The 19,052-nt window shown below is 73.8% G+C and carries 18 protein-coding genes; 13 read left to right on the top strand and 5 right to left on the bottom strand.

Going from position 1 to position 19,052, the window contains the following annotated elements; genetic code table 11:
- Window positions 1-102: 102 nt before the first annotated feature.
- The 7 genes from sigE (at window position 103) to Cph01nite_RS10815 (ending at window position 6,289) form a co-directional block, all read left to right on the top strand.
- A complete protein-coding gene (gene sigE / locus Cph01nite_RS10845; protein WP_203674052.1) occupies window positions 103-687 on the top strand; it encodes an RNA polymerase sigma factor SigE in 585 nt (194 codons plus the stop codon).
- Entirely contained in the window at window positions 684-1,601 is a 918-nt protein-coding gene (locus Cph01nite_RS10840) for a zf-HC2 domain-containing protein (protein ID WP_203674051.1), read from the top strand. The genes sigE and Cph01nite_RS10840 overlap by 4 nt, the downstream gene beginning before the upstream one ends.
- Window positions 1,598-3,118 carry a S1C family serine protease gene (locus Cph01nite_RS10835; RefSeq protein ID WP_239069192.1) on the top strand — a complete coding sequence of 507 codons (1,521 nt, stop codon included), beginning with the start codon at window positions 1,598-1,600 and terminating at the stop codon, window positions 3,116-3,118. The genes Cph01nite_RS10840 and Cph01nite_RS10835 overlap by 4 nt, the downstream gene beginning before the upstream one ends.
- Before the next feature lie 38 nt (window positions 3,119-3,156).
- Complete coding sequence (locus Cph01nite_RS10830) at window positions 3,157-3,549, top strand: twin-arginine translocase TatA/TatE family subunit (protein ID WP_203674050.1); 393 nt, start codon at window positions 3,157-3,159, stop codon at window positions 3,547-3,549.
- A gap of 67 nt (window positions 3,550-3,616) precedes the next feature.
- Window positions 3,617-4,678 carry a tryptophan--tRNA ligase gene (gene trpS, locus Cph01nite_RS10825; RefSeq protein WP_203674049.1) on the top strand — a complete coding sequence of 354 codons (1,062 nt, stop codon included), beginning with the start codon at window positions 3,617-3,619 and terminating at the stop codon, window positions 4,676-4,678.
- Complete coding sequence (locus Cph01nite_RS10820; protein WP_203674048.1) at window positions 4,675-5,253, top strand: 2'-5' RNA ligase family protein; 579 nt, start codon at window positions 4,675-4,677, stop codon at window positions 5,251-5,253. Before trpS ends, Cph01nite_RS10820 begins: the two co-directional genes overlap by 4 nt.
- A gap of 10 nt (window positions 5,254-5,263) precedes the next feature.
- Complete coding sequence (locus Cph01nite_RS10815; RefSeq protein WP_203674046.1) at window positions 5,264-6,289, top strand: YihY/virulence factor BrkB family protein; 1,026 nt, start codon at window positions 5,264-5,266, stop codon at window positions 6,287-6,289.
- Window positions 6,290-6,296: 7 nt separating this feature from the next.
- Here Cph01nite_RS10815 and Cph01nite_RS10810 read toward each other — a convergent pair whose 3' ends face one another.
- Genes Cph01nite_RS10810 through sdhC form a run of 5 tightly spaced genes read right to left on the bottom strand, consistent with a single transcriptional unit; the run spans window position 6,297 to window position 10,642 of the window.
- A complete protein-coding gene (locus tag Cph01nite_RS10810; protein ID WP_203674044.1) occupies window positions 6,297-7,121 on the bottom strand; it encodes a phosphotransferase in 825 nt (274 codons plus the stop codon).
- A gap of 1 nt (window position 7,122) precedes the next feature.
- Window positions 7,123-7,908 carry a succinate dehydrogenase iron-sulfur subunit gene (locus Cph01nite_RS10805; RefSeq protein WP_203674042.1) on the bottom strand — a complete coding sequence of 262 codons (786 nt, stop codon included), beginning with the start codon at window positions 7,906-7,908 and terminating at the stop codon, window positions 7,123-7,125.
- Window positions 7,908-9,746: a succinate dehydrogenase flavoprotein subunit gene (gene sdhA, locus Cph01nite_RS10800; protein WP_203674040.1), complete on the bottom strand. Its 1,839-nt coding sequence runs from the start codon at window positions 9,744-9,746 to the stop codon at window positions 7,908-7,910. The genes Cph01nite_RS10805 and sdhA overlap by 1 nt, the downstream gene beginning before the upstream one ends.
- Window positions 9,747-9,785: 39 nt before the next feature.
- Window positions 9,786-10,244, bottom strand: a complete 459-nt coding sequence (locus Cph01nite_RS10795) for a succinate dehydrogenase hydrophobic membrane anchor subunit (protein WP_203674038.1) — start codon at window positions 10,242-10,244, stop codon at window positions 9,786-9,788.
- Entirely contained in the window at window positions 10,241-10,642 is a 402-nt protein-coding gene (gene sdhC / locus Cph01nite_RS10790; RefSeq protein ID WP_203674036.1) for a succinate dehydrogenase, cytochrome b556 subunit, read from the bottom strand. Before sdhC ends, Cph01nite_RS10795 begins: the two co-directional genes overlap by 4 nt.
- Before the next feature lie 245 nt (window positions 10,643-10,887).
- On the opposite strand from sdhC, the gene Cph01nite_RS10785 reads away from it, so the two are divergent.
- The 6 genes from Cph01nite_RS10785 to Cph01nite_RS10760 all read left to right on the top strand — a co-directional run bounded on the left by Cph01nite_RS10785 (window position 10,888) and on the right by Cph01nite_RS10760 (window position 19,047).
- Window positions 10,888-12,003: a mannose-1-phosphate guanylyltransferase gene (locus Cph01nite_RS10785; protein WP_203674034.1), complete on the top strand. Its 1,116-nt coding sequence runs from the start codon at window positions 10,888-10,890 to the stop codon at window positions 12,001-12,003.
- 62 nt (window positions 12,004-12,065) lie between these two features.
- Complete coding sequence (locus Cph01nite_RS10780; protein WP_203674032.1) at window positions 12,066-13,352, top strand: amidohydrolase; 1,287 nt, start codon at window positions 12,066-12,068, stop codon at window positions 13,350-13,352.
- 223 nt (window positions 13,353-13,575) lie between these two features.
- Window positions 13,576-14,691 carry a BMP family lipoprotein gene (locus Cph01nite_RS10775; RefSeq protein WP_203674030.1) on the top strand — a complete coding sequence of 372 codons (1,116 nt, stop codon included), beginning with the start codon at window positions 13,576-13,578 and terminating at the stop codon, window positions 14,689-14,691.
- Window positions 14,692-14,858: 167 nt separating this feature from the next.
- Entirely contained in the window at window positions 14,859-16,508 is a 1,650-nt protein-coding gene (locus Cph01nite_RS10770) for an ABC transporter ATP-binding protein (protein ID WP_203674029.1), read from the top strand.
- Window positions 16,505-17,749, top strand: coding sequence for an ABC transporter permease (locus Cph01nite_RS10765; protein ID WP_203674027.1), 1,245 nt, complete (start codon window positions 16,505-16,507; stop codon window positions 17,747-17,749). The genes Cph01nite_RS10770 and Cph01nite_RS10765 overlap by 4 nt, the downstream gene beginning before the upstream one ends.
- Window positions 17,746-19,047, top strand: a complete 1,302-nt coding sequence (locus Cph01nite_RS10760; RefSeq protein ID WP_203674025.1) for an ABC transporter permease — start codon at window positions 17,746-17,748, stop codon at window positions 19,045-19,047. Before Cph01nite_RS10765 ends, Cph01nite_RS10760 begins: the two co-directional genes overlap by 4 nt.
- Window positions 19,048-19,052 lie beyond the last annotated feature (5 nt).

The following is a 19,052-nucleotide window of genomic DNA, read 5'->3' as shown; positions in this document are numbered from 1 at the left end:
CGGGCGCGCCGGGTTTCCGCCCAGGACGAACACGGACGCCGCGCGGCGCCGCGACCTGGGACACTGAGGTCCCGCGAGCCGATCGAGGAGAGAGCCCCGCAGATGAGCGTGCAGCCCGCCGAGTGGCAGGCCCCGTCGTGGGAGCAGATCGTCCGCGAGCACTCCGGTCGGGTCTACCGCCTCGCGTACCGGCTGACGGGCAACCGGCACGACGCCGAGGACCTCACGCAGGAGACGTTCGTCCGCGTGTTCCGGTCGCTGCACACGTACAGCCCGGGCACCTTCGAGGGCTGGCTCCACCGGATCACGACCAACCTCTTCCTCGACCAGGCACGGCGGCGGCAGCGCGTGCGCATCGAGCCGATCGGGGACGACACCGAGCGGTGGTCCTCCACCGACCTGCTCGCCACCCCGGAGCGCGCCTTCGAGGCGGCCAACCTCGACCACGACGTCCAGCGCGCGCTCGACGAGCTGCCGCCGGAGTACCGGGCCGCGGTGGTGCTGTGCGACATCGAGGGACTGTCGTACGAGGAGATCGCCGTGACGCTCGGCATCAAGCTCGGCACCGTGCGCTCGCGCATCCACCGCGCGCGGGCGCGGCTGCGCGTGGCGCTCGAGCACCGCCGTCCGCTCGCACCGCCCGCCACCGACGCCCTCGCACCGGACGCCGCCGAGGTCGCCGGATGATGCACCTCGGCTCGCGCATCAGCGCCCTGGTCGACGGGCAGCTGGACCCCGCCGCCACCGAGCGCGCGCTCGCGCACGTGGCGACCTGCACGACGTGCGCACGCGAGCTCGCCGCGGCCCGGGCGGCGCGGCAGGCGCTCGCCGCGGCCGAGCCCGTGGCGCCCCCCGAGGACCTCACCGCCCGGCTGCTGTCGCTGTCGACGCAGGGAGTCCCGCCCGTGCCGGCGAGCCCGGTCGGCCGTGACCCCTTCGCGGTCGGTGCCGGCGCGGCCCTGCCGTTCGCGGCCACGCACGCGCTGCGGGGCGACGTGGTCGCGCGCCGCCCCCCGGTGCGCCTCGTCGTGGGTTCCATGGCAGGGCTCGGCGCGGTCGCGGCAGGGCTGTTCATGCTGGGCGAGCGGCCGGTCGTCACGCCCTCCACCCACCCGGCGGCCGTGCTGGGTCTGCTCGCGCACACCCCCGGACCCACGGGCGGCGAGGCGGTGCCGGCCGACGACGCGACGATCGCGTGGCTGCGGGGGCAGGGGTGGACGTTCCCCGGCAACCTGCCCGAGGGCTGGCGCGTCGGGTCGATCAGCTGGTCGTCGGACGGCCCGCGGGTGCTCGAGGTGGACGTCACGGGCCCGTCCGGCACGTTCGTCGTCACCGAGCAGCAGGGACGCCTGGACACCGACGCGCTCGCGGGTGCGCCGGTCCGGGAGGTCGGGGGTCGGCAGGTGCACGTGCTGTCCGTCGAGCCCTGGCAGGTCGCCTGGCAGTCCGGGTCGACGGTCGTGCAGGTGGTCGCCTCGCAGGACCAGGGGGAGATCGACGCGCTCGTCGAGGCCTTCCCCAGCGGGGGGTACGACGACACCGTGGTCGGGCACATCGGTCGTGGGTGGCAGACCGTCTCGGCCGTGTGGGAGCGCCCGTGAGCCACGACGGCGCCGCGCCCGCCGAGCCGACCGAGCCCCCGGCGACCCCGCCGGCTCCCGTGCCCGCACCGCCGCCGGGACCCGCACCCGCCGCGCTGTTCGCCGCTCCGTCGTCGTACCGTCGCACGGGCGCCGACGAGCCTGTTGCCGCGCCCCTGCGCCCCGGCCCGCCCGACGCGGGAGAGCAGCCCCCCGGTCCGTTCGCGCGTCCGGGTGCTCCGGCCCCCGTCGGCGCTCCGGCCCGTCCCGGACCCCCGCCGATGTTCGGTGCGCCGCCGGCGTTCGGTGCGCCACCCGCGTTCGGTGCGCCGCCGGCGTTCGGTGCGCCACCCGCGTTCGGTGCGCCGGGTGGACCGGGCGCTCCGGACGTGAGGCCGGGTCAGCGGGCCGACGGCGACGGGCCCGGCCCCGGCGCACCGCCCCGCCGTCGCCGCTCGCTGTCGGTCGCGTGGGTCGCGCCCCTCGTCGTGCTGGCGCTGGCCGCGGGGTTCCTCGGCGGGCTGGCCGGGGGTCGTGCGCTGCCGGACGACGGCCGCCGCGCCGACGCCGGGCTCCCGACGATCCCCGCCCCGGCCGCCCCGGTGGACCGTGCCCCGGAGTCGGTCGCGGGCATCGCCGCGGCCGTGCTGCCGAGCGTCGTGTCGCTGGAGGTGACGACCGCCGACGGCGGGGGATCGGGATCGGGCTTCGTGCTGCGGCAGGACGGCTACGTGCTCACCAACAACCACGTGGTGGCCGGCGCGTCCGAGGGGTCGCTCGTGGTGCAGTTCGCGGACGGCACCGAGCTGCCCGGGACGGTCGTCGGGGCGACCGGCGACTACGACCTGGCGGTCGTCAAGGTCGACGCGACCGGCCTGCAGCCCCTGGCCCTGGGCGACTCCGACGCCGTCGTCGTCGGTGACCCCGTGGTCGCGATCGGCGCGCCCCTCGGGCTCGTCGGGACCGTGACGACCGGCATCGTCAGCGCGCTCAACCGACCGGTCGTCGCGGGCGACGGGGACTCGACCGACACCGCGTTCATCAACGCCATCCAGACCGACGCGGCCATCAACCCCGGGAACTCGGGTGGACCGCTGGTGAACGCCCAGGGCGAGGTCGTGGGCATCAACTCCGCGATCGCGCAGCTGCCCGGTCGCCTGACGGGGGTCGGCAGCATCGGGCTGGGGTTCGCGATCCCCTCGAACCAGGCGCGCCGCACGGCCGAGCAGCTCATCGAGACGGGCCGTGCGACCTACCCCGTGATCGGCGTCGTCCTGGACCCGGAGTACGTGGGGGAGGGCGTGCGCGTCTACGAGCAGGGCGAGCAGTCCGTCCGGTCGGGCGGTCCCGCGGACCTGGCGGGCATCCGTCGCGGCGACATCATCCTCGCGATCGACGGTCGGCCCGTCACGGCGTCGGAGGAGCTCATCGTCACCATCCGGGCGCGGGAGGTCGGTGACACCGTCGTGCTGCGGGTCCGCACGGGCCAGGACGAGCGCGAGGTCCGCGTCCGGCTCCAGGCGTCCCCGTCGGACTGACCGCCCGGCGGCGGCGCCCGTCGCGGTAGCCTGGGCAGGTGTTCGGGATCAACGGCGGCGAGCTGCTCATCCTGCTGCTCGTCGCCGCCGTGGTCGTGGGGCCGGAGCGGCTGCCCGCCTACGCCGAGCAGCTCGCCGGGTGGGTGCGTCGCCTGCGCGACGTCGCCCGTGACACCAAGGAGCGCGTCGACGCCGAGCTCGGCGACGGCGACGTCGACTGGGCGGCGCTCGACCCGCGGCGCTACGACCCGCGGCGCATCGTGCGTGACGCGCTGCTGGACGACCCGCCACCGCGCGCGCCGTCGCGTCCGTCGGTCCCGCGGCCCGGACGGAGCCGGGCGTCCGCCGCGGAGCCGGCCGCCGCGTTCGCCGGAGCCTCGGCCGCCGCCCCGCCGGACGCGCCCGCCCCGTTCGACGACGAGGCGACCTGAGCCCGCCCGCACCATGCCCTCGCACGACACCCGGCCGACGGCCGACCACCCCAGGAGGCCCGCGCACATGACCCAGGTGCTGTCCACGACGCAGCCCGCCACGCCGTCGACCGCGGGCGGGCGCATCTTCTCGGGCATGCAGCCGACGTCGGACTCGCTCCAGCTCGGCAACTACCTGGGAGCGCTGACCCAGTGGGTCGCGCTGCAGGACACGCACGACGCGATCTACTGCGTCGTCGACCTGCACGCGCTGACGGTGGCACCCGACCCGCGGGTGCTCCGGGAGCGGACGCGGCGGACCGCCGCGCAGTACCTCGCCGCGGGGGTGGACCCGCAGCGCTCGATCCTGTTCGTGCAGTCGCACGTGCCCGAGCACGCCGAGCTCGCCTGGATCCTGTCGTGCCACACCGGTTTCGGTGAGGCGGGGCGGATGACGCAGTTCAAGGACAAGTCCGCCAAGCAGGGCACCGACGGCACGACCGTGGGTCTGTTCACCTACCCCGTGCTGATGGCGTCGGACATCCTGCTGTACGACACCGCGCTGGTGCCCGTCGGCGAGGACCAGCGCCAGCACCTCGAGCTCACGCGTGACCTCGCCCAGCGCCTCAACTCCCGGTTCGGTGCCGGGACCGTGGTCGTCCCCGAGCCGTACATCGTCTCGGCGACCGCCAAGATCTACGACCTGCAGGACCCGACCTCCAAGATGAGCAAGTCCGCCGAGAGCCCCAACGGGCTCATCGAGCTGCTCGACGACCCGAAGGTCGTCGCCAAGCGGATCCGCTCGGCCGTGACCGACGCCGAGCGCGAGATCCGCTTCGACCCCGCGACCAAGCCCGGCGTCTCGAACCTGCTGACCATCCTGTCGGCCCTGTCCGGGCGGACCGTCGCCTCGCTCGAGGTCGACTACGAGGGCAAGGGGTACGGGGACCTGAAGAAGGACCTCGCGGACGTCGTGGTCGACTTCCTCACGCCGTTCCAGGAGCGCGTGCAGCACTACCTGTCGGACCCCTCGGCGCTGGACGACGTGCTCGCGGAGGGCGCCGCCCGGGCGAGGGACCTCGCCACGCCCACGCTGGAGCGTGTCTACGACCGCTGCGGTCTGCTCCCGCGGCGTCGGAACCGCGCGTGAGGCTCCCCCGGGCGGGCGAGGGCGAGACCGTCGTCGGCGTCGCCATCGCGGTCCCCGAGCCCTACTGCGGCGAGCTGCACGAGGCCCGCGCGCGCCTCGGCGACCCGGAGGCGCGCAACATCGTGCCGCACGTGACCCTCATCGGGCCGACGCCCGTCCCGGACGCCGAGCTCGCCGAGCTCGACGAGCACCTCGCACGCACCGTGGCCGGGCACCGCCCGTTCCACGTGCAGCTGCGCGGCACCCACACGTTCCGACCCGTCTCACCGGTCGTCTTCGTCACGCTCGCCGAGGGCGCCGACCAGTGCGCCGCGCTCGAGTCGGGGCTGCGTGCCGGGCCGCTGCAGGTCGAGGCGCAGTTCCCGTACCACCCGCACGTCACCGTCGCGCACGACCTGGACGAGGCGGCGCTGGACGCCGCGCAGTCCGACATGGCCGCGTACGAGGCGGGCTTCGACGTCACGCACGTCCACCGGTTCGTGCACGACGGCACGGCCTGGCGGCCGGCCCGCAGCTTCGAGCTCGGCGGCACCGTCGACGACGCTGCGGATGCCCTGCTGGCGCGTCGCCCGTAGGTTCCCTCCCATGGGACGTCGCACCACCCGGCACGAGCAGACGGTCGTGGCACCACCCGCCGGGGCGGGCGCCGCGCACGCCCACGCGGCCGCGCAGGCGCCCGACCCCGACCCGGGCCCGCGGTGGGCCGCCGGGTTCCCGGGTCTGGTCGAGCGGGCGCGGGCGCTGCTCGCCTGGTGGCAGGGGACCCGTGCGGCGCGCGCCAACGCGCGCTTCGGGCAGGCGGGCGGCGGGCTGCTCACCGGCGGGCTCGCCTACACGGCCCTGTTCTCGGTGTTCGCCGGGCTGGCGCTCGGCTACACGGCGTTCATGGCCGTCCTGGGTGGCAACGAGAGCCTGCGCGAGACCGTCCTGCAGGCGATCGGGGCGTCGCTGCCCGGCCTGGTGGACACGGGCGACGGCGACGGCCTGCTCGAGCCGGACCAGCTCGTGCTGAGCACGGGCCTGGGGCTGGCGGGCGTCGTCGCCCTCGGGGTCCTGCTCGTCACCGCGATCCGGGTCACGGCCGCCCTGCGGACCGCGCTGAGCGCGATGTTCGGCGTGCGCGACCCGGGCAGCCTCGTCCTCGGCAAGCTCCGGGAGCTCGGCACCTTCGTGGGGATCGCGGGCGCGGTGCTGCTGTCCGCGGTGCTGGGCATCGCGGTGACCACCGCCGCCGACTGGCTGCTGGACGTGCTCGGCTGGTCGGCCGGCTCGGGCCTGGTGGTGCGCGCCGTCGGCATCGTCGTCGCGTTCGTCGTGGACGCCGGCGTGTTCGTCATGCTCGTGCGCGTGCTCGCCGGGCTGCGGCCGCCCCGGCGCGACCTGCTGGGCGGCGCCCTGATCGCCGCGGTCGGCCTGGGCGTCGTGCGGCTCCTGGGGACGTCGGTGGTCGCCGGGTCCGTCGGCGGCAACCCCGTGCTGGCGTCGTTCGCCGTGCTGGTCGTGCTGCTGCTGTGGATCAACCTCATCGCGCGCATCGTGCTGCTCGCCGCGGCCTGGACCGCGGACCCGCCCGCGCCCGCCCAGGACCCGTCCTCCGACGTCGCCGCGTGACGCGGCGTCAGCGGGCGCGGGTCAGCTCGGCCAGCAGCAGGGCGGGCAGCCGCTCGACGTAGCCCTCCAGCTGCGCGCGCGTGCGCGCGGGCTCGCCGACCCGCAGGAGGTTGAGCATCCCCTCGTCGCCCGCCTCCTGACCGGCCGCGATGCGGTCCGTCGCGGCCGTCATGCGCGTGACGACGTGGTGCGCGACGTCGAGGGCGGACGGTGCCGACGCCCCGGCACCGCCGTGCGCGTAGCCGTCGACCAGCACCCGGAGCCTGCGGGCACCCTCCGGCGCACCCGGGTCGTCGTAGAACGGCACCCCGCTCCAGGCGAGCATCGCCAGGTCGTCCAGCGGGACACCGGGACCCGCGACGTCCCAGTCGACGACGCCGACGACGTCCTGGGCGTCCGGCCGCGCCACGAGCATGTTGTACATCGTCGCGTCGTGGTGGCAGACGATCTCGCCGGGCGCCAGGTCGCGCTCCTCGAACCGCCACCGCACGCGGCCGGGGCGCAGGTCGCCGACCGCTGCGTGGTAGCGGGCCAGCCAGGCGGCGCCGGAGGCGAGCCGCGCGTCGGTCACCTCGGCGAGGTCGACGACCTCGCCCGGCAGGTACGTCAGGACCTCCCGCCCCTGCGTGTCGACGCCCAGCGGCTCCGGCACGCCGTCGAGCCCTCGCGCGCGCACGTGGCGCAGCAGCGCGTGCACGGCGGGGGTCCAGGGGCCCGTCGGGCGCCGGACCGTGCGGCCGACACGCACCGCGCCGCCGACGTTCCCGCCGGGCAGCCGCACCTCGACGGCGTCCGGGTCCGGCTCGACGTACCGGGGGAGGGCGTCGCCCACGTCAGAAGGCGCGCGTGATCATCGCGCGCTTGACCTCCTGGATGGCCTTGGTCACCTCGATGCCGCGGGGGCACGCCTCGGTGCAGTTGAAGGTCGTGCGGCAGCGCCACACGCCCTCCTTGTCGTTGAGGATCTCGAGGCGCTGCGTGCCGCCCTCGTCCCGGCTGTCGAAGATGAAGCGGTGCGCGTTGACGATCGCGGCGGGACCGAAGTACTGCCCGTCGGTCCAGAACACGGGGCACGACGACGTGCACGCGGCGCACAGGATGCACTTGGTGGTGTCGTCGAACCGCTCGCGCTGCTCCGCCGACTGCAGGCGCTCCTTGGTCGGCTCGGTCCCGGTCGTGATGAGGAACGGCATGATCTCGCGGTAGGACGCAAAGAACGGCTCCATGTCGACGACGAGGTCCTTGACCACGGGCAGGCCCTTGATCGGCTCGACGACGATCGGCTTACCGGGGTCCAGGTCCTTGAGGAGCGTCTTGCACGCCAGCCGGTTGCGCCCGTTGATGCGCATCGCGTCGGACCCGCAGATGCCGTGCGCGCACGACCGGCGGAACGTCAGCGAGCCGTCCTGCTCCCACTTGATCTTGTGCAGGGCGTCGAGGACGCGGTCGGTGCCGTGCACGTCGACCGTGAACTCGTCCCAGCGCGGCTCGGCGACGAACGCCTCGCCGAACGTCGGCATGTCCTCGTCGGCCGGCAGGAACCGCCGGATCTTCAGGGTGACCTGGAAGGACGGCACGGCGCCGACCTCGGGGGCGGGGGCTTCCACGGTGGCGGTCATCAGTACTTGCGCTCCATCGGCTGGTAGCGGGTGACGGTGACGGGCTTGGCGCCGAGGACCACCTGGTAGCCGTCGAACGTCTCGGCCCGTCGGAAGGCCGCGTCGGACCCCGGGACGGCGGCGTCCGCACCGCTCGCGGCGAGCGGACGGCGGTACGCCATGGTGTGCTGCATGAAGCGTGCGTCGTCGCGGTCGGGGAAGTCCTCCCGGAAGTGCCCGCCGCGGGACTCCTCGCGGTTGAGCGCCCCGACGACGACGGTCTCGGCGATGTCGAGCAGGAACCCGAGCTCGACGGCCTCGAGCAGGTCGGTGTTGAACGTGCGCGTCTTGTCCTGGACCGAGACGGCCTCGAAGCGCGTGCGCAGCGCCTTGATGTCGGCCAGGGCCTGCGTGAGCGACTCCGAGGTGCGGAAGACCTGGGCGTTCGCGTCCATCGTCTCCTGCAGGTCCCGACGGATGTCGGCCACGCGCTCGCCGTCGGCGCGCGTGCGGATGCGCTCGAGGTCGGCCTCGACGCTGACGGCCGGGTCCTGCGGCAGCTCGACGAACGGCGCCGCGGCGGCGTAGGCCGCGGCGGACCGGCCGGCGCGCTTGCCGAACACGTTGATGTCGAGCAGCGAGTTGGTGCCCAGGCGGTTGGACCCGTGCACCGAGACGCACGCGACCTCGCCCGCGGCGTACAGCCCCTTGATGACGTCCGTGGCGTTGCGCAGCACCTCACCGTCGATGTTGGTGGGGATGCCTCCCATCGCGTAGTGCGCGGTCGGGTAGACCGGGACGGGCTCGGTGTACGGCTCGATGCCCAGGTAGGTCCGGGCGAACTCGGTGATGTCGGGGAGCTTGGCGTCGATGTGCGCCGGCTCCAGGTGCGTCAGGTCGAGCAGGACGTAGTCCTTGTTCGGCCCGGCGCCACGGCCCTCGCGCACCTCGTTGGCCATCGAGCGGGCGACGATGTCGCGCGGTGCGAGGTCCTTGATGGTGGGGGCGTAGCGCTCCATGAACCGCTCGCCGTCGGCGTTGCGCAGGATCCCGCCCTCGCCGCGGGCGGCCTCGGAGAGCAGGATGCCCAGGCCCGCGAGGCCTGTCGGGTGGAACTGGAAGAACTCCATGTCCTCCAGCGGGATGCCGCGGCGGTAGGCCAGCGCCATGCCGTCACCCGTGAGGGTGTGCGCGTTCGACGTCGTCTTGTAGATCTTGCCGGCACCGCCCGTGGCGAACACGACGGCCTTGGCCTGGAAGACGTGGATCTCGCCCGTGGCCAGCTCGTAGGCGACCACGCCGGAGGCGTTGACCTCCTCGCCCTCGGGCACGTCGCCCGTCGCGAGGTCGTGGTCGACCAGCAGGTCCAGGACGTAGAACTCGTTGAAGAACTCGACGTCGTTCTTGACGCACTGCTGGTAGAGCGTCTGCAGGATCATGTGGCCGGTGCGGTCCGCCGCGTAGCAGGACCGGCGCACGGCCGCCTCACCGTGGTTGCGGGTGTGGCCACCGAAGCGCCGCTGGTCGATCCGGCCCTCGGGGGTGCGGTTGAACGGCAGGCCCATCTTCTCCAGGTCGAGCACCGCGTCGATGGCCTCCTTGGCCATCACCTCGGCGGCGTCCTGGTCGACCAGGTAGTCACCGCCCTTGACGGTGTCGAACGTGTGCCACTCCCAGTTGTCCTCCTCGACGTTGGCCAGGGCGGCGCACATGCCGCCCTGCGCCGCGCCGGTGTGGGAGCGCGTGGGGTAGAGCTTGGAGATGACGGCCGTGCGCACGCGCGTCGAGGACTCGAGCGCCGCGCGCATCCCGGCGCCGCCCGCGCCGACGATGACGACGTCGTACTGGTGGGTCTGCATCGGCTGCGAGGCCTTCCTTGCTGGGGGGACGTCCGGTGGTCAGGCCGTGCAGAACGACGGCAGGAGGTCCGCCGGGCTGTTCGGGGGGCACGGGTCGAACGTGAAGATGACGAGCGTGCCGAGGGTGATCACCAGCACGGAGGCGGTGTACAGCGCGATCTTGAGCACCAGGCGGGTGGTGTCCTTCTCGGCGTAGTCGTTGATGATCGTCCGTACGCCGTTGGTGCCGTGCAGCATGGCCAGCCACAGCATGAGCAGGTCCCAGACCTGCCAGAACGGCGAGGCCCACTTGCCGGCGACGAAGCCGAAGTCGATCGCGCTGATGCCCTCGCCGACCATGAGGTTGACGAACAGGTGCCCGAAGATCAGCACGATCAGGATGACGCCCGACCCGCGCATGAAGACCCAGCCGTACAGCTCGAAGTTGCCGCGCGTCGTGCGTCGCGACGGGCCCGGGCGCGAGGGCCGCGGTGCCTTGGGATCGGCGATGGTGCTCACGAGTGGCCCCCGAAGACGTTCATCAGGTGACGCGGGAGGAAGCCCGCCATCGTCACGACGACCAGAGCGAGCACGACCCAGAGCATGACCCGCTGGTACCGCGGGCCCTTGGCCCAGAAGTCGACCAGGATCAGGCGGATCCCGTTGAAGGCGTGGAAGAGGATCGCCAGCACCAGGCCGGCCTCGCCCAGGCCCATGATCGGGTTCTTGTACGTGCCGATCACGTCGTTGTACGCCTCGGGCGAGACGCGCACGAGCGCGGTGTCGAGCACGTGCACGAGCAGGAAGAAGAAGATCGCGAAACCGGTGATGCGGTGCGCGACCCAGGACCACATGCCTTCGCGCCCGCGGTAGAGCGTTCCGGCCGGCCGCGATGGCGCGGTGGGCGCTGAGGACACGGTGGGGGCCTCCTGAGGCGAGTTCGCGTGCGGACGGCGATGTCCTGGACGTCCCCCTCACTGTAATGACCCGCGGGCCCCGGGGACCGCCCCGAGGTGGGCGCCGGGGCACCCGAGGCCGGTTTGTGACCAAGCCCACAGGTCGCGGCCCCCACCCGGGACCTCGGTCCGAGGCGCGGCGGACGTGGCGTCCTGCCTCGCGGGACGCGTGCGGGGACCTCCCGGGGCGCCGCTACGGTGGACGCATGCCGGACGCGCCGATCGCCGACTTCCACGCCGTCGTCCCTGCCGGGGGCGCGGGCACCCGCCTCTGGCCGCTCTCGCGGGCCGGGCACCCCAAGTTCCTGCTCGACCTCACCGGCAGCGGGCGGACGCTGCTGCAGGGGACGGTCGACCGGCTGCTGCCCCTGACGGGCCCCGGCCGGGTGCTCGTGGTGACCGGAGCGCGGCACGCGGAGGCGGTCGCGCAGCAGCTGCCCGCGCTCGGTCCCGAGCACGTGCTGGCGGAGCCGAGCCCGCGCGACTCCATGGCCGCGATCGGCCTGGCCGCGGCGGTGCTGGCGCAGCGGCACGGCCCCGACGTGGTCCTCGGCTCCTTCGCGGCCGACCACGTCATCACCGGCCTGCCCGAGTTCGGGGAGACGATCCGCGAGGCCGTCGCGGCGGCCCGCACGGGTGAGGTCGTCACGATCGGCATCCGGGCGACCGAGCCCTCGACCGCCTTCGGGTACGTCCGTGGCGGTGCTCCGCTCGGCGCGCCGGGCGCACCGCACGCCCGGCGCGCCGTCGGCTTCACCGAGAAGCCCGACGCCGCGACGGCCGCCGCGTACCTGGCCACGGGGGAGTACAGCTGGAACGCCGGGATGTTCGTCGTGCGGGCCGGGGTGCTCCTCGACCACCTGGCGGCGCAGCTGCCCACGCTGCACGACGGCCTGCGCCGCATCGCCGCGGCCTGGGACACCCCCGAGCGTGACGCGCGCCTGGCGGACACGTGGCCGGGTCTGACGAGGATCGCGATCGACCACGCCATCGCCGAGCCCGTCGCGGCGGCCGGCGGGGTGGCCGTCGTCCCGGGCACGTTCGGGTGGGACGACATCGGGGACTTCGCGTCCCTGGGCACGCTGCTCGAGGGCACCGGCGGCGGGAGCGCGACGCTCGGCGACGCGGACCTCGTGCTGCGCGTCGACGCCGACGGCGCCGTCGTGGTGACCGGTGGCCGCACCGTGAGCGTCGTCGGGCTCCCCGACGCGGTCGTCGTCGACACCGCCGACGCGCTGCTCGTCACGACGCGCGCCCACGCGCAGCAGGTCAAGCAGGCCGTCGACGGGTGGCGCGGGCGCGGGCGGGACGACCTGCTCTGACTCCCGGGCGTCGCGGGCGGACGCCGGGGGAGGTGCGGGGGCGGCGGCGATACCCTCGGGGGATGCCCACCCCTGCCGCCGACCAGCTGTCCGAGCCCGTGAGCGCGCAGGACGTGCCGTCGCTGCGCACGCTCGCGCCGCAGCCGACCGACCCCGGGGCGCGCGCCCTGGCCGACGTCCTCGACGGTCTGCGCGCCGAGCTGGTCGCCTTCCGGCGGGACCTGCACGCCCACCCCGAGCTCGCGCGGACCGAGGAGCGCACCACCCGGGTCGTCGCGGAGCGGCTGCGGGCCGCCGGGCTGACGCCCCACCTGCTCACCGGCTCGGGGCTGTGGTGCGACATCGGCCCCACCGTCGCCACGGCCGGCGCGCGCCGGGTCGCGCTGCGCGCGGACCTGGACGCGTTGCCCGTGCCGGACACGTGCGGGCTGCCGTGGTCGTCCACGCACCGCGGCGTCGCGCACGCGTGCGGTCACGACGTGCACACCACCGCCGTGCTCGGCGCCGGTCTCGCGCTCGCGCGGCTGGCGCAGGACGGTGCGCTGGACGTCGGCGTGCGGCTCGTCTTCCAGCCCGCGGAGGAGGTGCAGCCGGGCGGCTCGATCGACGTCATCAACGAGGGCGGGCTCGACGGCGTGGGGGAGATCTTCTCGGTGCACTGCGACCCCAAGCTCGACGTGGGTCTCGTCGGCACGCGCATCGGGCCGATCACGTCGGCGTCGGACGAGGTCACGGTGACCGTCACCGGCGACGGTGGGCACACCTCGCGCCCGCACCTCACCGGGGACGTGGTGTTCGCGCTGGGCCAGGTCATCACCCAGGTCCCCGCGGTCCTGGGCCGTCGCCTCGACCCGCGCTCGGGGGTCAACCTCACCTGGGGCGCGGTGCGTGCCGGGTCGGCGCACAACGCCATCCCCGTCACGGGCACGGTCATGGGCACGCTGCGGTGCCTGGACGTGCGCGCCTGGGAGCAGGCCTCGGCGGTGTTCGAGCAGGCCGTGGGCGACGTGGTGCGCCCGCTGGGTGTCGAGGTCGAGGTGAAGCACCAGCGCGGCGTGCCGCCGGTCGAGAACCGGGCCGAGAGCACGGGCGTCCTCGAGGAGGCCGCCCGCGACGTCCTCGGCCCGGACGCCGTGCGCCTCACCGAGCAGTCGCTCGGCGGCGAGGACTTCGCGTGGTACCTCACGCGGGTCCCCGGGGCGATGGCACGGCTGGGGACGCGGACGCCCGGCGGGCACACGCACGACATCCACCAGGGCGACCTGCGCGTCGACGAGCGCGCGATCGAGGCGGGGGCGCTCCTGCTGGCCCGGGCCGCGTACCTCGCCGGACGGCGTCCGCGGCCCTGACGTGCCGTCTCGCGCCTCGGTCGACGCGACCGAAGGGCGAAACCAGGTTGCGAATTCATCACGGAACCTGCGTCGATACCCGTCGGTAACAGCCCTGTGACCTGCTGGTGCCTAGGGTCGAGGTGATCAAGCCGACCGGTCCGGGCCGTCGGCGGTGCGACGATGCGCCGCGGACGTGCCGGGACAGCCGGGCGGCGGGACGCCGAGAAGCAGGAGACCTGTCGTGAAGAAGATCATTCGAGTGGCCGCACTGGGTGGGGCGGTCGCCCTCGCGCTCGCGGCGTGTGGCAGTGCGCCCGAGGAGTCGGGCGAGACGCCGACCAGCGGGGGGACGACGGCGGCGGGCGTCGACTTCACCGCGTGCATGGTCTCGGACGAGGGCGGGTTCGACGACGCCTCGTTCAACGAGTCGGGCTACGCCGGCCTCGAGCGGGCCCAGGAGGAGCTCGGCATCGAGATCAAGACGGCCGAGTCGACCGACCCGAGCCAGTACACGCAGAACGTCGACTCGATGGTGCAGCAGGGCTGCAACCTCATCATCGGCGTCGGCTTCGCGCTCGAGGACGCGATCCAGGAGGGCGCCGAGGCGAACCCCGACATCGAGTTCGCGCTCGTCGACTCCGCGTTCTCCGACGAGGACTTCGCGCCCGTCGAGATCGACAACGCCAAGCCGCTGCTGTTCAACACGCAGGAGGCCGCGTACCTGGCCGGCTACCTCGCCGCGGGCATGTCGACCACGTCGGCCGTCGCCACGTTCGGCGGTCAGCCCTTCCCGTCCGTGACGATCTTCATGGACGGCTTCGCCGACGGCGTCGCCGCCTACAACGAGGAGAGCGGCACCTCGGTGCGCCTGCTCGGCTGGGACAAGGACGCCCAGAACGGCTCGATGATCGGCAACTTCTCGGACACCGAGGCGGGCCGCACGACGTCGGAGCAGTTCATCGCCGACGGTGCCGACGTCATCCTCCCGGTCGCGGGCCCCGTCGGCTCCGGTGCGCTCAACGCCGCCGCGCAGTCCGAGGGCACGATGGTCATCTGGGTCGACTCGGACGGCTACCTGCAGCCGCAGAACGAGCAGTACAAGTCGCTGATCCTCACGTCGGTGATGAAGCAGATCGCCACGTCGGTGTTCGACACGATCTCGGCCTCGGTCGACGGCGAGTTCAGCAACGAGCCGTACGTCGGCACCCTCGAGAACGGCGGCGTGGACATCGCGCCGTTCCACGACTTCGAGGACGCCGTCCCCACGGAGCTGGCGACCAAGCTCGAGGAGCTGCGCCAGCAGATCATCAACGGTGACCTGGTCATCGAGTCGCCGTCCGCCAACGCGGTCGGCTGACAGCAGTGACACAGCGGTGGCCCGGGGCGACACGCCCCGGGCCACCGGTGCGCCGGGGGCGGCGCGTGCGCGCGCGCGTCTAGTCTCGGCTCCGACGCCGGGGGCAGCGCCGCCGCCCGGCCCGCCCGGCCGGCGCACGAACGACAGGACGTGGGAAGGCAGGAGACGTGAGGCTCGAGCTGCGGGGCATCACCAAGAGGTTCGGTCCGCTGGTCGCCAACGACGGCATCGACCTGACGTTCGAGCCGGGCGAGATCCACGCGCTGCTCGGTGAGAACGGCGCGGGCAAGTCGACCCTGATGAACGTGCTCTACGGGCTGTACCAGCCGGACGCCGGCCAGGTGGTGGTCGACGGCGCGCCGCGCGTCTTCGCCGGCCCGGGTGACGCGATGTCCGCGGGCATCGGCATGGTGCACCAGCACTTCATGCTCGTGCCGGTCTTCACCGTCGCCGAGAACGTGGTCCTGGGGCACGAGCCGACCCGCCGGGGCGGGCTCATCGACCTCGGCGAGGCCCGGCGCAAGGTCCGCGAGATCTCCGACCGGTTCGGGTTCCACGTCGACCCCGACGCGCGCGTCGAGGACCTGCCGGTGGGCGTGCAGCAGCGCGTCGAGATCATCAAGGCACTCTCGCGCGACGCCGAGGTCCTCATCCTCGACGAGCCGACGGCCGTGCTCACCCCGCAGGAGACCGACGAGCTCATCGGGATCATGCGGCAGCTCAAGGACGCCGGCACCTCCATCGTCTTCATCACGCACAAGCTCCGCGAGGTGCGCGCCGTCGCGGACCGCATCAGCGTGATCCGCCGGGGCAAGGTCGTCGGCACGGCCGACCCGAGCGCCTCCGAGGTCGAGCTCGCCTCCCTCATGGTCGGGCGCTCGGTGTCGCTCGCGGTCGACAAGGCGCCGGCGACCCCCGGCGACCCGACCTTCCAGGTCCGCAACCTCACCGTCCTGGACGCGACCGCGGCCCCCGTGGTCGACGACGTCTCGTTCGACGTGCACCGGGGCGAGATCCTCGCCATCGCCGGGGTGCAGGGCAACGGGCAGACCGAGCTCACCGAGACGATCCTCGGCCTGCGTGCGCCCACGGCGGGCACGCTGACCCTCGACGGCACGGAGCTCGGCGGCCGCACGGTCTCCGAGGTGCTGCGCGCCGGGGTGGGCTTCGTCCCGGAGGACCGCAGCACCGACGGCCTGGTGTCGTCGTTCTCGATCGCCGAGAACCTCGTGCTGGACCTGTACGACACGGAGCCCTACGCGCGGCGCGGGTCGATGTCGCCGACGACGGTCGCGCAGAACGCCGAGCGCCGCGTCGCGGAGTTCGACATCCGCGTCACGTCGACGACCGACCCGGTGAGCACGCTGTCCGGCGGCAACCAGCAGAAGGTGGTGCTCGCGCGCGAGATGTCGCGGCCGCTGCGGCTGCTCGTCGCGTCGCAGCCGACGCGCGGCCTGGACGTGGGATCGATCGAGTTCGTGCACAAGCGGATTGTGGCCGAGCGGGACAACGGCACCCCCGTCGTCATCGTGTCGACCGAGCTGGACGAGGTCCTCGCCCTCGCCGACCGCATCGCCGTGATGTACCGCGGCGCGGTGATCGGCGTCGTCGAGGGCGGCGGCGCCGCGGACCGCGACGTGCTGGGCCTGATGATGGCCGGCATCCCGCTCGAGCAGGCGCGCGCGCAGGCCGCCGAGCACCGCACCGCGCTCGCCACCCTCGACGCCGAGATCGAGGCGGAGCCCGCCCCGGCGGACCCCGTGGCCGCCACCGACCCGCAGGACGCCGCCACCACGCACGAGGAGGACCAGGCGTGAGCACCACCCAGGCACCCCCGGAGCCGGCGCCCGCGGCCCCCGCCCCGCAGCCGGCCGGGCCTCCGCGCCGGCCGTACCTCCAGCAGGTCCTCGACTCGACCACCGCGACGGTCGTCACCGCGGTCTTCCTCGCGCTCCTCCTGGCGGCCGTCCTCGTCGTGGCGGCCGACCCCGCGTCCCAGCGTGCCGCGGTCTACCTGTTCGCCCGCCCGTCGGACTTCGTCGGTGCCGCGTGGAACGCCGTCTTCGAGACCTACTCCGCGCTGTTCCGCGGCGCGGTCTTCGACTACCAGGCCGTGGGCGCGCGCCGTGTCCGGCCGATCACCGAGACGATGGTCGCCTCGGTGCCGCTCATGCTCGCGGGGCTGGGGCTGGGGATCGGCTTCCGGTCCGGGCTGTTCAACATCGGTGCGCAGGGCCAGGTCCTCATGGGCGCGGCCGCGGGTGCGTGGGTCGGCGTGGCGCTCGACCTGCCGATCGTGCTGCACCCCGTGCTGGCGTGCGTCGCGGCCGTGCTGGTCGGCGGGCTGTGGGCCGGCATCGCGGGCTTCCTCAAGGCCCGCACCGGCGCGAGCGAGGTCATCGTCACGATCATGCTCAACTCGGTGGCCCTGTACTTCGTCGGGTACCTGCTGACGACGTCGGTGCTGCGGCAGCCCGGCTCCACCCGGCCGATCTCGGCGCCCGTCGCGGACACCGCGATGATGCCGCAGCTGCTCGGCCCGCAGTTCCGGCTGCACCTGGGGTTCGTCGTCGCCCTGCTCGCCGCCGTCGCCGTCTGGTGGCTCATGGAGCGGTCGACGCTCGGGTTCCGGTTCCGCGCCGTGGGCGCCAACCAGGACGCCGCGCGGACCGCGGGCATCAAGGTCCCGACCGTCTACGTCCTGGTCATGCTCGTCGCCGGCGGGCTCGCCGGGCTGGGCGGGGCCATGCAGATCCTCGGCACGGACCGCACCTTCCAGGGCTCCAGCGCCGGCTCGATCGGGTTCGACGCGATCACCGTCGCGCTGCTGGGCCGCTCCCGACCCCTGGGCACGGTCCTCGCGGCGCTGCTCTTCGGCGCGCTGCGGGCCGGCTCGCCGCTCATGCAGACGTCGGCCGGTACCCCGATCGACCTCGTCCTGGTCATCCAGGCCGTGATCGTGCTCCTCATCGCGGCGCCGCCGCTCGTGCGCGAGCTCTCGCTCGTGCACCGGCTCTCGGCCCTGCTCGGCTACGACCGCAAGGAGGCGACGGCGTGAGCACGACGCACACCCCGGTGGCACCGGCACCCGCCGCGCCGGAGCACCTCAGCACGCCCGTCCAGGCACCCGTCCGCTGGCGCGGGCCCCTGACGTCGGTCGCGCTGGGCGTGTTCAGCCTCGTCGCGTTCGGCCTGGCCACACCCGGCTCGTACGAGACGACGTTCACCCTCGCCACGCGGGGCGACCTGTTCCAGATCGCGCCCGTCACGGTCCCCTCGCGGGTGTCCGCGGTCCTGCTGTCGCTCGTGGTGCTCGCCGCCGCCGCGGTCCAGGTGCAGCGGGCGCGGGCGCGACGCCGCGTGCCGGTGTGGACCCACGTCGTCGTCGGTGCCGCCGTGTTCCTCGCGCTGCTGGTGTGGGTCATGGCCGGGCGCGAGGCGGCGATGCCGTTCACGCTGCTGCTGACCAACGCCCTGGTCCTGGCGGTCCCGCTGGTCCTGGGCGCGCTCGCGGGTCTGCTGTGCGAGCGGTCCGGCATCATCAACATCGCGATCGAGGGGCAGCTGCTCGCCGGCGCGTTCCTCGCGGTCGTCGTCGCCTCGACCACGGGCAACCCGTACGCCGGGCTGCTCGCCGCCCCGTTCGCCGGTGCGCTCGTGGGGCTCGGGCTGGGCCTGTTCGCCATCCGCTACCGGGTCGACCAGATCATCGTCGGCGTCGTGCTCAACGTGCTGGTCATCGGGCTGACGAACTACCTGTTCTCCACGGTCCTGACGAACAACCCGCAGCAGCTGAACTCCCCGCCCCGGCTGCCGAACCTCCCGGTGCCGCTCCTGGCGGACATCCCCGTGCTCGGGCCGGTCCTGTTCGACCACCCCCTGACCGTCTACCTCATGTACGTCGGCGTCGCGGTGCTGCAGATCATGGTGTTCCGCTCCCGCTGGGGCCTGCGGATGCGCGCCGCGGGCGAGCACCCCAAGGCCGCCGACACCGTGGGCATCAACGTCAACCGGACGCGCCTGCGCTCGACGGTCCTCGGGTCCGCGGTCGCGGGCCTCGGTGGCGCGGCGCTGGTGTCCGCGGGTCTGGCCTTCACCAAGGAGCTCACGTCCGGCAAGGGGTACATCGCGCTCGCCGCGATGATCCTGGGCCGGTGGAGCCCGACCGGGGCGCTCGCCGCGTCCCTGTTCTTCGGGCTCGCGGACGCCCTGCGCCGCGTGCTCAACAACACCGGCTCGCCGATCCCCAGCGAGCTGCTCGCGATGCTGCCCTACCTCGCCACGATCTTCGCCGTGGCCGGCCTCGTCGGGCGCGTGCGCCCGCCCGCGGCCGAGGGCGTGCCCTACCCGAAGTGAGCGAC

The organism is Cellulomonas phragmiteti, from assembly GCF_016862775.1.
Lineage (GTDB): Bacteria > Actinomycetota > Actinomycetes > Actinomycetales > Cellulomonadaceae > Cellulomonas > Cellulomonas phragmiteti.
The sequence above is the reverse complement of the archived record's forward strand: the minus strand, read 5'-3'. Positions and strand labels throughout refer to the sequence as shown.